The following is a 14,490-nucleotide window of genomic DNA, read 5'->3' as shown; positions in this document are numbered from 1 at the left end:
AAATACAGATGCCCACTCATTCCTATCGCCTGATTCTCTTCGATTTCGACGGCACCCTGGTGGACAGCCAGGCCAATATTCTGCGCTGCATGGCGCAGTCCTTCTCCGAGGCCGGATTGGACCCGCCACCGGAGCAGGATATTCGCAGGATCGTGGGGCTGACCCTGGATGTGGCCGTCGAGCGCCTGCTGCCGACGGGGTACGCCGACCGGGTGGAGGAAATCTGCGAGGGCTATCGCAGGGCATTCCTCAGCTGGCGACAGCATCCGGACTACAGGGAGCCGCTGTTTCCCGGCGTACGCGAGACGCTGGAGCGTCTGAACGAGCCGGAGATATTCCTGGGGATCGCCACTGGCAAGAACCTGCGCGGACTCTCGGCCTCCCTGGACCATCATGACCTGGCGCATCTTTTTTGCACGTTCCAGACCCCGGATCACTCTCCCGGAAAACCGCATCCGGGCATGGTGCTTCGTGCCATGGACGAGGTGGCCTGTCGCCCCGAGGAAACCCTGCTGATCGGGGATACGACCTATGACATCGAAATGGCCCGGAATGCCGGTATCAATGCAATCGGCGTCAAATGGGGTTACCATGAAGCGCATGAGTTGATGTCGGCAGGCGCATTGCGCGTGCTCGATCGCTTCTCGGACATTCCGGACCATTTACCAGACCTTGCGGAGATACAGGCATGAGAAAACTGAAGTGGGTGCTGCTCGCCGTTATCGTCATTCCCATTGCCCTGGCGGTGACGGCCTATGCCATCATCTCCACCTACAGCTTCGACGAGGTGAAGGCCATTGCCCGTGAAGAGGTCAGGAAGGCCACGGGACGCGAGCTGGTCATCGATGGTCCTCTGGATGTTTCGCTTTCGCTCTCGCCGGCGGTGACCATCAGCGACGTGCGCTTTGCCAATGCCGAGAGCGGCAGTCGCGAAAACATGGCCACCCTGGAGCGTTTCGAATTGAAGGTGGAGCTGCTGCCGCTGATCAACGGAGATATAGAGGTCCAGGAGCTGGTGCTGGTGGGAGCGGATATCCTGCTCGAAACGGATGAATCCGGGGCGCCCAACTGGCAGTTCTCGCCGCCCGAGGCAGCTTCCGGGGAGGGTACGGAGACCACCGCCGACCAGGCCCGGGAGACGGGACGCCAGCAGATGCCCAATCTCCAGTCCGTCTCGATCGAAGACAGCCAGGTCACCTACCGGAACGGTGAGACGGGTGAAAGCACGACGCTCACCCTGGCCAGCGCCACGATCACGGGCTCGGGCGATCTGCTGGATCTGGAACTGGACGGGGACTACCGCGAGGCACCCTTTTCCTTTGCCGGCTCCGTCGGTGGGCTGGACCGCTTGACTGGAGGAGGTGACTATCCCGTCAAGCTCGAGGGACAGCTGGCCAATGCCGATATCGGGCTGAATGGCAATATCATCAGCATGACCACCGATCCGCGGCTGGATCTTCAGGTGTCCCTGGAGGGCGAGAGCCTCGCAGCCTTTTCGGACGTGAGCGGCACTGAACTGCCGGATCTGGGGCCGTACAGCTTCGACGGCCACCTCGAGGGCGAGATGGCCTCGCTCTCTCTCAACGGCATGACCCTGGAGATGGGAGAAAGTGACCTTTCAGGAGACCTGAACCTGGACACAAGCGGGCAGCGTCCACGAATCACCGGGGAAGTGCAGAGCACTTTGCTCGATCTTGCCGACTTCCAGGCGGGCTCGGGTGGCAGCGAGGACGAGAACGGTGAAGGGAATGGCTCGGACAGTGAATCGTCAACGGATTCGGACTATGTCATTCCGGATACCCAACTCCCTCTCGATGCCTTGCAAATGGTCGATGCTCAGCTTCAAGCCAGTGTGTCGACCCTTCGCGTCCAGCCGGACACGGAGATGTCGGATGTGGAGATCACTCTGGCACTGGCTGACGGCAAGCTGGATATCACGCCGGTACGTGCCGGTTTCTCCGGAGGGGAACTTGGAGGCGGCCTGAGTGTAGACAGCTCGTCCCAACCGCCTCGCCTGGCTGTCGACATGACCATGGAGGACTTCGACTTCGGACGGTTGCTGCGCGAACGGGGCCTCACGGAGGATGTCGAAGGCACGGCCGACATCACCCTGGATCTCGAAGGCAATGGAAACTCGCCGCGTGCGCTTGCATCCAGTCTCAACGGACGCAGCGAGATCGTCGGCGGTGAGGGCGTGATCACCAATCGCCTTCTGGCCATTGTGTCCACTGGCCTCTCCGAGATCATGGGACCGCTACTGGGGGATAGCGAGCAGACCCGATTGAACTGCGTGGTCAGCCGTTTCGACTTCCAGGACGGTGTGGCCACCAGCCGGGCCCAGCTGATCGATACCACGACGTTCTCCGTCGCCGGTGGCGGGCGGATCGACCTGCGCGACGAGAGCCTGAACATGAACTTCGACACCTCAACGCGACAGACGGCCCTGGTCAGCCTTGCCGTGCCTTTCAACGTGCGCGGAACGTTAAAGGATCCGAGCTTTTCGCCGGATCCCGCGGGTACGGTTGCGGCCGCCGCAAAATTGTTCGGATCCGACAAGGATCCCGAGGAGATCCTGGGGTCCATCCTTTCGGGAGGCGGTTCGGATGGACAGGCCGAAGAAGAGGAGAATAATCCCTGCCTGACCGCGCTTGGGCAAACGGAAGGCCAGACCCAGACGTCCGGAGACGGGCAGCAGTCCACTGCGGAGGATGGAAGCCAGGTGGAGGACTCCGCGGAGGGCGTTGCGGACGAGGTTGAGGAAGGCATCAAGGGATTGCTGGGAGATTGACGAACCCATGATTCAGCCTGCCAAGCGATTCTACAAATCTGCGGAAGCTGCCGAGCTCGAGAGTGGTTACGGGATTTTCCTGGATGGCCGTCCCGTAAGCACGCCCGGCCGCAACAGCCTTGTTTTTCCTGCAGCGACACTTGCCCACGCTGTGGCCGAGGAGTGGGAGCAGCAGGACGAACAGCTGGAGCCGGGAGCTATGCCGCTGACGGCTCTGGCCTTCACGGCTTTCGATATCGTGATACCACGGCGCTCCGAGGTCATCGAGGAGATCGTGGCCTATACGGACACCGATCTGCTGTGCTACCGCGCAGCCTATCCGGACAGCTTGGCGCAGCGACAGAATGAGGTCTGGCAGCCGCTGGTCGATTGGGTCGGTGCTGCCCATGATGCGCCACTGTCGGTGACCTCCGGCCTCCAGGTGGTGGAACAGCCGTCGGAGAGCCGTCGAAACCTGAGACGGGTGGTGGAGGGGCTGGACGGTCTGGAACTGGCATCCCTGTCATCCGCGGTGCGCACGAGTGGCTCGCTGGTGATCGCATTGGCCCTCTGCGAGAAACGCATCTCTGCAGAGGAGGCCTTTGCCGCGGCGGAACTGGAAGAGACCTATGAAATGGAGCTCTGGGGTTGGGACAAGGAGGCTCAGCAGCGCCGGGACGGCCTGAAAACGGAACTGGAAAGCGCCCGGCGTTTCATTGAGCTTTATAAACCGTGAGACTTGACTGTCCGACGTCTCAGTAACTGCCATTCTGGTTCTGGTTCGGGATGGGACTGCCGGCAAGGAGAGCGACCCATCTCGTTTGCTCGTATTGGCTGCAGATCGTCATGATGGCAATTGTTGCCGGAACCCCGATAAATGCACCGGCAACTCCCCAGATCATGCCCCAGAAGAAGATCGAAATCACGACAACCAGAGGGGAAAGCGCCAAGGCACGCCCTTCCAGACGTGGGTCCACGTAGTTGCCCAGTACGATCTGGATGGTCGAGGTGCCCAGGAGCACGAGCAGGGGCATCAGCCAGTTGTCAAACTGAACCGTGGCAAAAACCACAGGCGGTATGACGGCAAGGATCGAACCGATGAAGGGAATGTAGTTCAGTATGAAGGCGATCAAGCCAAAGGTCAGCGCGAAATCGAGTCCGAGCACCAGAGCGAAGAGATAGGTCAGAAGGCCCGTCAACATGCTGACGAAGGTGCGCACGACGATATAGCGCCGGAACTTGTGACTGATCTGGTGAATGGCATCGAGAATGGGTTTGCCGTGCGGCATGGAATTCAATTTGTCGGCGAAGTCGCGGATTTCCAATAGGCCGAGCAGGATAAAGATAAACGTCAGGCCGATAAGTCCGATGCTTGCGTTCACGCGTTCGAAGGTGCCCGCCACCATTCCGACAATGGGCCCAATATCCATTTCCTCGACATTCGGGACATTGACCGGAAAGCCATTTGCGGCGGCCCAGGACAGGAGGCTGAAATAGGCGCGGTCCAGTTCGTAACGATACTCGCCGATGCCGTCGCCGATCAGGAGGACACCCAGTGCCAGCAAACCGAAGAAGGCCCCGAAAGCGATCACGAGTACCAATACGCAGGTAACGAATCCGACCCATCGCGGGAACCGCTTATCCAGTTTCTGCTGGATGGGCCAGACAATCGCCATGAGGAAGAGCGCGAAGGCCAGAGGCAGGGTAACCGGGCGGCTGAGATAAAGGACAAAGATGAAAAGTGTAGCGGCGCCAAAGATGATTGACCACTGTACCAGTCTGGCCGTCCGGTTCATTCTTGCTCCCTCCCGTTATTATAGAAGTTCTACTCTTGTGGAGCCTTTGCGGCCAGCCCCAGCTTGGCGACAGCCGGTGCGCATGATATCAGCAGATAGGTGAAATTTCATATTTGCGCCACAACAAGACAGGAAATGACCCATGCATGACATTCTTGGCGAGTTGGAAGAGCGGCGTGAACGCGCGCGTCGCGGTGGTGGGGAACAACGCGTCGAGGCCCAGCACGCCAAGGGAAAGCTGACGGCGCGTGAGCGGATCGAGGTCCTGCTTGACGAGGGCTCCTTCGAGGAACTCGACATGTTCGTCGAACACCGCTGTCACGATTTCGGCATGGAGGAACAGCAAACCCCCGGCGACGGAGTCGTGACCGGGCACGGCACCGTGGATGGGAAGCCTGTCTTCGTCTTCAGCCAGGATTTCACCGTGTTTGGCGGCTCGCTTTCCGAGACGCACGCGGAGAAAATCTGCAAGATCATGGAGCAGGCCATGAAAGTGGGCGCTCCCGTGATCGGCATCAATGACTCGGGGGGCGCGCGGATCCAGGAAGGCGTGGCGTCTCTTGGCGGTTATGCCGATGTCTTCCAGCTGAATGTCTCGGCCTCGGGCGTCATTCCGCAGATTTCCATGGTCATGGGACCGTGTGCTGGCGGGGCGGTCTATTCTCCGGCCATGACCGATTTCATCTTCATGGTGAAGGACAGTTCCTACATGTTCGTGACCGGACCCGACGTGGTGAAAACGGTCACGCACGAAACGGTCACCCATGAGGAACTGGGCGGCGCGGTCACGCATACGACCAAGTCGGGCGTTGCCGACCTGGCCTTCGAGAACGACGTGGAGGCCCTGCTGGAGCTCAGGCGCTTCCTGTCCTACCTGCCGGCAAGCAACCGTGATGAAGCCCCGGAACGCCCCACCGAGGACCCGCCGGAACGGGACGACTATTCCCTGGATACGCTGGTGCCGGGCAGCCCCAACAAGCCCTATGACATGAAGGAGCTGATCGAGAAGGTCGTCGACGAGGGCGAGTTCTTCGAGTTGCAGCCGAACTATGCCGGCAACATCATTATCGGCTTTGCTCGCATGGAGGGACGAACCGTCGGTGTCGTTGCCAACCAGCCCATGGTTCTGGCCGGGTGCCTGGATATTGCCAGTTCGATCAAGGCCGCGCGTTTCGTGCGCTACTGCGATTGCTTCAACATTCCCATCCTGACCTTCGTAGACGTGCCGGGCTTCCTGCCCGGCACGTCGCAGGAGTTCGGCGGCATCATCAAGCACGGGGCCAAGCTGCTGTTCGCCTTTGGACAGGCGACCGTGCCCAAGGTCACCGTAATCACCCGCAAGGCTTATGGGGGTGCCTATGACGTCATGAGTTCCAAGCACCTGCGCGGCGACGTGAACTACGCCTGGCCTTCGGCCGAGATTGCCGTGATGGGTCCCAAGGGTGCGGTGGAGATCATTTTCCGCAAGGATGCCGATGATCCCGAGAAGATAGAGGAACTGACCGAGGAGTATCGCAAGAAGTTCGCCAATCCCTTTGTGGCGGCTTCGCGTGGGTTCCTGGATGATGTCATCATGCCGCACGGAACGCGCCGCCGAATTTGCCGCGCCCTTCGCATGCTGCGCAGGAAGAAGATCGAAGAGCCCTGGAAAAAGCATGACAACCTGCCGCTTTAGGGGCTGTCGCCGCAGCTGGCGGACAGAAAGAAGAAGAAAGGGAGGGTCGGTGCGTGTTTGACAAGATTCTGATTGCCAACCGGGGAGAAATCGCCTGTCGCGTCATCAGGACATGCCGGCGCATGGGAATTGCCAGCGTGGCGGTCTTTTCCGAGGCGGACAGCGATGCCTTGCATGTGCGCATGGCCGACGAGGCCGTGCTGATCGGGCCGGCGGCTGCGGCTGAAAGCTATCTGCGTAGTGACAAGATCATCGAGGCGGCCAGAAGTACCGGCGCCCAGGCCATTCATCCCGGTTTCGGGTTCCTGTCCGAGAACGCGGAGTTCGTGAAAGCCGTTGCGAAGGCAGGCCTGGTCTTCATCGGTCCGCCGGCAGACGCCATCGCGGCCATGGGCGACAAGATCCAGTCAAAGACGCTTGCCGAGAAGGCCGGGGTCAACACGGTGCCAGGCCACGTCGGGGACATTTCCGATGCAGATACGGCCATTTCCATCGCCGCCGACGTCGGATACCCGGTGATGATCAAGGCATCGGCCGGAGGTGGCGGAAAGGGCATGCGGATCGCGCGAAACGATCAGGAAGTGCGTGATGGATTCAGTTCGGCACGCAACGAGGCCAAGAGCAGTTTCGGCGACGATCGCATCTTCATCGAGCGCTATGTGGAGGAACCGCGGCATATCGAGATCCAGGTGCTGGCCGACGGCAAGACCGCGCCGCTCTATCTCTGGGAACGGGAATGCTCCATCCAACGCCGCCACCAGAAAGTGATCGAGGAGGCGCCCTCGCCCTTCCTCGATGAAAAGACCCGCAAGGCCATGGGCGAGCAGGCCTGCCAACTAGCGGCGGCCGTGGACTACCATTCCGCCGGCACTGTCGAGTTCATCGTCGACAAGGACCGCAATTTCTTCTTCCTGGAAATGAACACGCGGCTGCAGGTGGAGCATCCTGTTACGGAAATGATCACTGGCCTGGACCTGGTGGAGTGGATGATCCGCATTGCCGCCGGTGAAACGCTGGATTTCGGGCAGAAGGATCTCAAGCGCCAGGGCTGGGCCGTCGAAACCCGGGTCTATGCCGAGGATCCGGCGCGCAACTTCTTGCCATCCATCGGTCGCTTGAGGCGTTACCAGGAGCCTGCGACGGGCCGTGATGTCCGGGTTGACAGCGGTGTCGACGAAGGCTCCGAGATTACGATGTTCTATGATCCCATGATCGCCAAGCTGGTGACCTGGGGGACCGACCGCCGCGCTGCCGTGGCCCGCATGCAAACCGCCCTTGATTCCTTCTATGTCAGGGGCATCAATCACAACATGAACTTCCTGTCGGCAGTGATGGCGCATCCGCGGTTTCGCGAGGGCAACATCACGACCAACTTTATCGCCGAGGAATTCGCCGACGGCTTTTCCGGGCGCGAACTGCGCGAGGATGAGCGTCGCCGGCTGGCCGCGGTGGCGGCGTTCATCGACTGGCGCCGGCAGGAGTGCCACGGCACTCCGATGCACGCAGCCGAACGCGTGGTGCGGGTGGGGCAGGAACAGTATGCCTTCGCGCTCGAACGTGCCGAGAAGGGTATACGCGCAACCTCGACCGAGGGCACGACCACCATCGAAGGCGACTGGCGACCCGGGTGGCCGCTTTTCAATGGAGAGGTGGATGGTACGGCGCTGACCGTTCAGGTTGACCGGCGTGGACCTGCACTTGTGCTGTCCCACGACGGCAGCGTGCTCGAAGCGCTGGTGATGCGCCCTCGGGTGGCGGAACTGGCACGAACAATTCCCGAAAAGGCGGCACCTGACCTGTCACGCTATCTGCTTTCTCCCATGCCGGGCCTGCTGGTTTCCGTGAAAGTCGAGACGGGCCAGGAGGTCAAGGCCGGCGAGGAATTGGCCGTGGTCGAGGCCATGAAGATGGAGAATGTGCTGCGTGCCGTGTCGGATGGTACTGTCGTGAAGATTCATGCCCAGCCAGGGGAAAGCCTTTCGGTTGACCAGGCCATTATTGAATTTGAAGAGCTTCCGGCCAATTGAAGCTTTATGGAACATCTTGACCCGCCTGACGTGGTGACTTGGGACGAGCGGCGTCTCTGGTTCGAGGAACTGGAGGAAAGGCACGCACGCTCGGGCGCGTCGCGCCACCTGTCCGAGCAGGCCTGTGCCCTGATGCTGGACCTCCAGGCGGTCTTCTGTGCCGGGGCCTGGGCCACTGTGATCATCCTTGCGGCCGCGATCGTGGAAACCCAGGCGGATCGCTCGAAACTGTACCGGACCGCTTCGGCGCGTGACCTGCAGTGGCTGCGTGGCTTGCGCAACAATTTGCTCCACGAGAATCAGGGGGAGCCGGTTCTGACGATCGAGGATCAGTGGGTCCAGCGTCCGCAGTGGGAAAAGCATGCGCGGCGGGCGATCAAGCTGGTGTTCCAGGCAATCTATCCGGAGTCCTCGCAGGAAGAGGACGAAGAGATATCGGCGGAAAAGGAATGAAGTGATGGCACAGATTTCCCGGCATCTTACGATTCACGGCAGGGTCCAGGGAGTAGGCTATCGGGACTGGGTGCAGCGTGAAGCCACGGCTCGCCAGCTCAGGGGGTGGGTGCGCAATCGTCGAGACGGCACCGTGGAAGCCGTCTTCAGTGGTTCCGAGGCGAACGTCGAGGACATGATCCAGGCCTGCTGGGAGGGGCCCGCAATGGCCCGGACGACAGAGATCGAACAGGCCCCGTGCGCAGTGCCCGAGGAAACGGGGTTCACCATGTTGCAGACTCTCTAAACGGGTCGGAAGAGATTGCCACTTGATCGCCTTCGATACGCCTGATCCTGCCTATCTCTATACCTGCCGACCCGGGGCTTATGGCATCGCCTGGGATGATCAGCGGCGCCTGTTCCTCGTGCGCACCCCCGATGGGCTGGAGATTCCGGGTGGCGGAATCGAGCCGGGCGAAACGCTGGAGCAGGCCCTGCGCCGGGAGTTCGTGGAGGAAACCGGCTATGAACTGGAGGGGGTGGAACCCTATCTGTCCATCAGGCAGTATCTGACCAAGCCTCTGGAAGACAAGTTCTATGACAAGTACCCGACTTTCTTCCTGATCGCCCTTGGCCGACGGTTGGGGCCGCCTTTGGAAAGCGATCACGAGCCCTGCTGGATCGAGCCGCGGTTCGCCCGGGGTGAAATGGCGGAATCAGGCCAGGAATGGATGATTGAGCACATCGTGAAAGAGTTGCTGGGGAAAAGTTTTCCCGAACATGCCACTGGAAACGCACGGTCTTCTTCGTTTAGAAGAGAGGGCCGTTTCACAAAGGAAGGGGGCAGTCATGGCGGAGCCGGAAATCCAGACACCTCAGGGTAGCGGAGAGTCTAATGAGAAGCTGATGCCCCTGGTGGTCTATATTCTCTACCTTGTTGGTTTTATCATCGGCATCACCCCGCTGATCGGTGTGATCATGGCCTATGTCAACAGGGGAGGCGCCGCTGCCTGGCTGCAGACCCATTACAGCTTCCAGATCCGGACCTTCTGGATCGGGCTTCTGCTCAGCATCATCGGGGCAATCACGGTTCTCATCTTCATCGGCTGGCTGGTCCTGTTCGCAACTGCCATCTGGTTCATTGCCCGCTGCGTAAAGGGGCTGATGCACCTGCAGCGGGGCGAGGCCTATCCCGACCCGGCGACCTGGCTGCTCTGAGGGAAAGGTTCTCAGGCCTCTTCAAAGGTATCCAGGAAGCTGCGATACAGCGCGGCGTCCAGATCATCGAAGGTGACGGGGAGTCCCTGGTCCACCAGCGAAGTGACGCCGTAGTCACGGAGGCCACAGGGAACGATACCCTGGAAATGCGCCAGATCGGGCTCCAGGTTCAGGGCAATGCCATGGAAGGTGACCCATCGACGGACCCGGACACCGATGGCCGCGATCTTCTTTTCCTGTCCGCTTTTCTCGTCGGCGACCCAGATTCCGACACGTCCCTCGCGCCGCTCTCCGCGCAGGTTGAATTCCTGAAGCGTCCGGATCAGCCAGTCTTCCAGGCTGTGGACGTAATGGCGCACATCGGGGCGCCGCTTCCTGAGATTCAGCATGACATAGGCTACGCGCTGGCCGGGACCGTGGTAGGTGTACTGACCGCCGCGCCCTGTTTCATAGACGGGAAACTGCGGGTTCAGCAGATCGTCCGGATTGGCACTGGTGCCGGCCGTGTAGAGTGGCGGATGCTCCAGAAGCCAGACCACCTCGCGGGCTTGCTCCGCGGCGATCTCGCCCGCCCTTGCTTCCATGGCGGCGAGCGCCTCTGGGTAGGGGACGGCAGTCGTGGACAGGCGCCATTCGGCACGACCCGAACCCGGATCGGCATAGAGGGCGCTGTCGGCCAGAGCGGTTTTGTCCATGGCGATGTGCTTGTTACTCTTGCCTGGGCCTTCTTCGTGATCCACGCCTTGCGCTTCGGACTTGTGTTCGTCAAAGCTTGGTCTAGTTTCGAACAGCCCTGATCCTTGTAGGCCATCAGGGCCAGCCAGAAAAGAACAAGGGACCGTCCATGGCAGACAATCTCTCCGAGGCCGCGCTGGCGTATCACCGCCAGCCGAGAGCCGGCAAGCTTGAGGTTACGGCGACCAAGCCCCTGGGAAACCAACGCGATCTGGCGCTCGCCTATTCACCCGGTGTGGCGGCGGCCTGCTATGCCATTGTGGATGATGAGGCGGAAGCCTCGCAGGTTACAACCCGGGGAAACCTGGTGGGCGTGGTCACCAACGGGACGGCCGTTCTCGGCCTGGGATCGATCGGGCCGCTGGCGGCCAAGCCGGTGATGGAAGGCAAGGCCGTGCTGTTCAAGAAGTTCGCCGGCATCGACGTCTTCGACATCGAGATCAATGAGCGTGATCCCGAAAAGCTGATCGATATCATCGCTTCGCTGGAACCCACCTTCGGGGGCATCAATCTCGAGGACATCAAGGCGCCGGAGTGTTTCATCGTGGAGGGGGCCCTTCGCGAGAAGATGGATATTCCCGTCTTTCACGACGATCAGCACGGCACGGCCATCATCGTCAACGCGGCCATCTATAACGGCTTGCGGCTGATCAAGAAGTCCGTGGAGGACGTGAAGGTGGTCTGTTCCGGGGCCGGTGCTGCGGCCCTGGCCTGTCTCGATCTGCTGGTCAGCCAGGGAGTGCAGCGCGAGAACATCTGGGTCACCGATATCGCCGGGGTGGTCTACGACGGCCGCATGGACGAGATGGATCCCTGGAAGGAAAAATACGCACAGGCCACGGACAAGCGCCATCTGGCAGAGGTCATAGAAGGGGCGGACATCTTCCTCGGGCTGTCCGTTCCCGATGTGCTGAAGCCGGACATGGTCAAGCAGATGGCGCGCGATCCGATGATCCTGGCACTGGCCAATCCGGTTCCGGAAATCATGCCCGAGGATGCGCGGGCCGTGCGTTCGGACGCGATCATCGCAACGGGACGCTCGGACTACCCGAACCAGGTCAACAACGTCCTGTGCTTTCCCTTCATCTTCCGCGGTGCCCTGGATGTGGAATCCACCACGATCAACGAGGAAATGAAACTGGCCTGCGTGAGAGCGATCGCCGACCTGGCGACGATCGAATCCTCGGAAGTGGTGACGCAGGCCTATGGGGGCCAGCCGACCTCCTTCGGGCGTGATTACCTGATTCCCCGCCCCTTCGATCCGCGCCTGATCATCCAGGTGGCCCCGGCCGTGGCCAAGGCGGCGATGGACAGTGGCGTGGCCAAGCGGCCCATCGAGGACATGGCTGTCTATCATCAGCAACTGAGCGAATTCGTCTTCCGCTCCGGCCTGGTCATGAAACCGGTGTTCGAACGCGCTGCCGAGAATCCGAAACGGGTTTTCTTTGCCGAGGGCGAGGCCGAACGGGTGCTGCGTGCCGCCCAGGTGCTGGTCGACGAGCGGCTGGCCCGTCCGGTGATCTGCGGCCGTCCCAAGGTGGTGGAAAAGCGGATCCGCAAGCTGGGCCTGCGCATTCGCGAGGGCGAGGATTATGACCTGATCAATCCCCTCAGCGATTCGCGTTACAGCGACTACTGGCGACTCTACCACAGCCGGATGGAACGCAAGGGCATCTCTCCGGACCAGGCCCGTACGATCGTGCGGACCGATTCCACGGTGATCGGGGCGCTTGCCGTCCTGCGTGGGGATGCCGACACCATGGTCTGCGGCGTGGAAGGGCAGTACAAGGCACATCTCAAGCATGTGAACGACATCATAGGGAAGGCTCCGGAGGTCTACGATTTCTCCGCGCTCAGCCTGCTGATCACGCAGAAGGGAACCTTCTTCGTCGCCGATACCTACGTCAGCGACGACCCCTCTGCCGAAGAGGTGGTCGAGATGACGGCCATGTCGGCGGAAGCGGTGAAACGCTTTGGAATCACACCGAAGATCGCGCTGATTTCCCACTCCAACTTCGGAAGCCACGAGGATGCCTCGGCACAGAAGATGCGCAGGGCGACCCAGCTGCTGCATGAGAAGTATCCAGAGCTTGAAGTGGAGGGGGAGATGCATGCCGATGCCGCCCTATCCGAGGATATCCGCGAACGCATCTTTCCCAATTCGCGCCTGAAGGGGGCTGCGAACCTGTTGATCATGCCGACCATCGATGCAGCCAACATCTCCTTCAACCTGTTGAAGGTCCTGGGGGACGCCCTGCCGGTCGGCCCCCTGCTGATCGGTGCGGCGAATCCCGTGCATATCGCGACGCCATCGATCACTGCACGAGGCGTCGTGAACATCAGTGCGGTCGCCGTCGTGGATGCCCAGAGCCGGGAAGCCTCTGCCGCCCCTGTCGAAGCGGACAGGGGCTGAGCCGATGGCCGAAGCCGATACCCGCGCACCCGAGCCGGAAACGGAGGATGAGGTCGTCGGCCTTCCGGCTTCCCTCGTGCGTGCAGTGGAGGAGGCTCTTGAGGAAGGCGAGGCGGAGAAGGTCAGTGAACTGATCAGTGAGTTGCATCCTGCCGACATGGCTGACTTGCTGGAAAGCCTGTCGCCGGTGCAGCGTGCTGAACTGCTGGGCCAGATCGGCCAGACGCTGGATCCCGAGGTGCTGTCCTACCTGGACAGCGACCTGCGCGAGGATGTCTCGGAAACACTGGGCGCCAAGGAGATCGCACGTGTCCTGAAACGCCTGGAAAGCGATGATGCGCTGGAATTCTTCGAGGATCTGAGCGAGGAACTTCGCACCCAGGTGCTGGCGCGCGTGCCGGTCACGATACGCCGCCTCTTGCAGGAAGGGTTGGAGTATCCCGAGGATTCGGCCGGTCGCCTGATGCAGCGCGAGGTGGTCGTGGTGCCCGCCATCTGGACGGTGGGCGAAACCATCGACTACATGCGCTCGCACAAGAAACAGATGGAGCGGGACTTCTATGACCTCTACGTCGTGGATCCCCGTTATCGGCCGATCGGCAAGATCCCCTTGTCCAGGGTTCTCAGAAACAAGCGGCATGTCCCGATCATGGACCTGTTGGACGAGGGTGTCCGCAGCGTGCCCGTGACCATGGACCAGGACGACGTGGCCTACCTCTTCAAGCAGTATTCGCTGCTCTCGGCGCCGGTGGTCGATACCGCGGAGCGCCTGGTCGGCGTCGTGACCATCGATGACATCGTCCATGTGGTCGAGGAAGAGACCGAGGACGATCTGCTGAAACTGGGTGGCGTGACCGAGACCAATGTCTACAGCGCCGTACTGGAAACCACGAAGTCCCGGTTTACCTGGCTGCTGGTCAACCTCGGGACGGCGGTGCTGGCCTCGCTGGTGATCGGCATTTTCGAGGCAACCCTGCAACAGGCGGTGGCTCTGGCCATTCTGCTGCCAATCGTGGCGTCCATGGGCGGGAATGCCGGCACACAGACGGTGACGGTGGCCGTTCGCGCGCTGGCCCTGAAACAGCTTTCCGGAGGCGCGAGCCAGCGTTTCATCACAAAGGAACTGCTGGTCGGCGTGGCCAACGGTTTCCTCTTCGCAGGTCTGGTCGGGCTCGTGGCCTGGATCTGGTTCGGGAATCCCTTGATCGGCGTTGTCATCGCGCTAGCCATGATCATCAACATGGCGGCTGCCGGGCTTTTCGGAACGCTAATTCCCATCACGCTGGAGAAGCTGAACATCGACCCTGCCGTGGCCTCCTCGGTCTTCCTGACCACTGTGACGGATGTCGTTGGCTTCTTTGCCTTCCTGGGCCTGGCCGCTCTGATCCTGCTGTGATTGTCTTTACGCGATTGATTCACGTCTCGAG

At 61.0% G+C, this 14,490-nt stretch carries 13 protein-coding genes; 11 read left to right on the top strand and 2 right to left on the bottom strand.

The window, feature by feature from the left end:
• Positions 1–8 precede the first annotated feature (8 nt).
• From ACFOW6_RS16305 to ACFOW6_RS16295, 3 genes are read left to right on the top strand one after another with little or no spacing between them, the layout of a single operon-like run.
• Complete coding sequence (locus ACFOW6_RS16305) at positions 9–692, top strand: HAD-IA family hydrolase (protein ID WP_382423490.1); 684 nt, start codon at positions 9–11, stop codon at positions 690–692.
• Complete coding sequence (locus tag ACFOW6_RS16300) at positions 689–2,788, top strand: AsmA family protein (RefSeq protein ID WP_382423489.1); 2,100 nt, start codon at positions 689–691, stop codon at positions 2,786–2,788. Before ACFOW6_RS16305 ends, ACFOW6_RS16300 begins: the two co-directional genes overlap by 4 nt.
• A 7-nt stretch (positions 2,789–2,795) precedes the next feature.
• Complete coding sequence (locus tag ACFOW6_RS16295) at positions 2,796–3,503, top strand: ATP12 family chaperone protein (RefSeq protein WP_382423488.1); 708 nt, start codon at positions 2,796–2,798, stop codon at positions 3,501–3,503.
• A 19-nt stretch (positions 3,504–3,522) separates the two neighbouring features.
• On the opposite strand, the gene ACFOW6_RS16290 is transcribed toward ACFOW6_RS16295, so the two are convergent.
• Positions 3,523–4,563: an AI-2E family transporter gene (locus ACFOW6_RS16290; protein ID WP_382423487.1), complete on the bottom strand. Its 1,041-nt coding sequence runs from the start codon at positions 4,561–4,563 to the stop codon at positions 3,523–3,525.
• A gap of 142 nt (positions 4,564–4,705) precedes the next feature.
• Between ACFOW6_RS16290 and ACFOW6_RS16285 the strand changes: the two genes are divergently transcribed.
• The 6 genes from ACFOW6_RS16285 to ACFOW6_RS16260 are packed head-to-tail and all read left to right on the top strand — an operon-like array spanning position 4,706 to position 9,915.
• Positions 4,706–6,238: an acyl-CoA carboxylase subunit beta gene (locus ACFOW6_RS16285; protein ID WP_382423486.1), complete on the top strand. Its 1,533-nt coding sequence runs from the start codon at positions 4,706–4,708 to the stop codon at positions 6,236–6,238.
• Positions 6,239–6,291: 53 nt separating this feature from the next.
• Positions 6,292–8,265 (top strand): acetyl-CoA carboxylase biotin carboxylase subunit, encoded by a 1,974-nt coding sequence (locus tag ACFOW6_RS16280; RefSeq protein WP_382423485.1) that lies wholly within the window; start codon positions 6,292–6,294, stop codon positions 8,263–8,265.
• A gap of 6 nt (positions 8,266–8,271) precedes the next feature.
• Positions 8,272–8,718: a hypothetical protein gene (locus tag ACFOW6_RS16275; RefSeq protein WP_382423484.1), complete on the top strand. Its 447-nt coding sequence runs from the start codon at positions 8,272–8,274 to the stop codon at positions 8,716–8,718.
• Positions 8,719–8,722: 4 nt separating this feature from the next.
• Positions 8,723–9,004, top strand: coding sequence for an acylphosphatase (locus ACFOW6_RS16270; RefSeq protein ID WP_382423483.1), 282 nt, complete (start codon positions 8,723–8,725; stop codon positions 9,002–9,004).
• A 22-nt stretch (positions 9,005–9,026) separates the two neighbouring features.
• Positions 9,027–9,581 (top strand): NUDIX domain-containing protein, encoded by a 555-nt coding sequence (locus ACFOW6_RS16265; protein ID WP_382423482.1) that lies wholly within the window; start codon positions 9,027–9,029, stop codon positions 9,579–9,581.
• Positions 9,547–9,915, top strand: a complete 369-nt coding sequence (locus ACFOW6_RS16260; RefSeq protein WP_382423481.1) for a DUF4870 family protein — start codon at positions 9,547–9,549, stop codon at positions 9,913–9,915. The genes ACFOW6_RS16265 and ACFOW6_RS16260 overlap by 35 nt, the downstream gene beginning before the upstream one ends.
• 11 nt (positions 9,916–9,926) lie before the next feature.
• On the opposite strand, the gene lipB is transcribed toward ACFOW6_RS16260, so the two are convergent.
• Positions 9,927–10,610: a lipoyl(octanoyl) transferase LipB gene (gene lipB, locus ACFOW6_RS16255; protein ID WP_382423480.1), complete on the bottom strand. Its 684-nt coding sequence runs from the start codon at positions 10,608–10,610 to the stop codon at positions 9,927–9,929.
• Positions 10,611–10,759: 149 nt separating this feature from the next.
• On the opposite strand from lipB, the gene ACFOW6_RS16250 reads away from it, so the two are divergent.
• A complete protein-coding gene (locus tag ACFOW6_RS16250) occupies positions 10,760–13,063 on the top strand; it encodes an NADP-dependent malic enzyme (protein ID WP_382423479.1) in 2,304 nt (767 codons plus the stop codon).
• Between the two features lie 4 nt (positions 13,064–13,067).
• A complete protein-coding gene (mgtE, locus tag ACFOW6_RS16245; RefSeq protein WP_382423478.1) occupies positions 13,068–14,459 on the top strand; it encodes a magnesium transporter in 1,392 nt (463 codons plus the stop codon).
• Positions 14,460–14,490 lie beyond the last annotated feature (31 nt).

This window comes from Fodinicurvata halophila, assembly GCF_042651425.1.
Lineage (GTDB): Bacteria > Pseudomonadota > Alphaproteobacteria > Kiloniellales > DSM-21159 > Fodinicurvata > Fodinicurvata halophila.
This window is presented reverse-complemented; position numbering and strand designations above follow the sequence as displayed.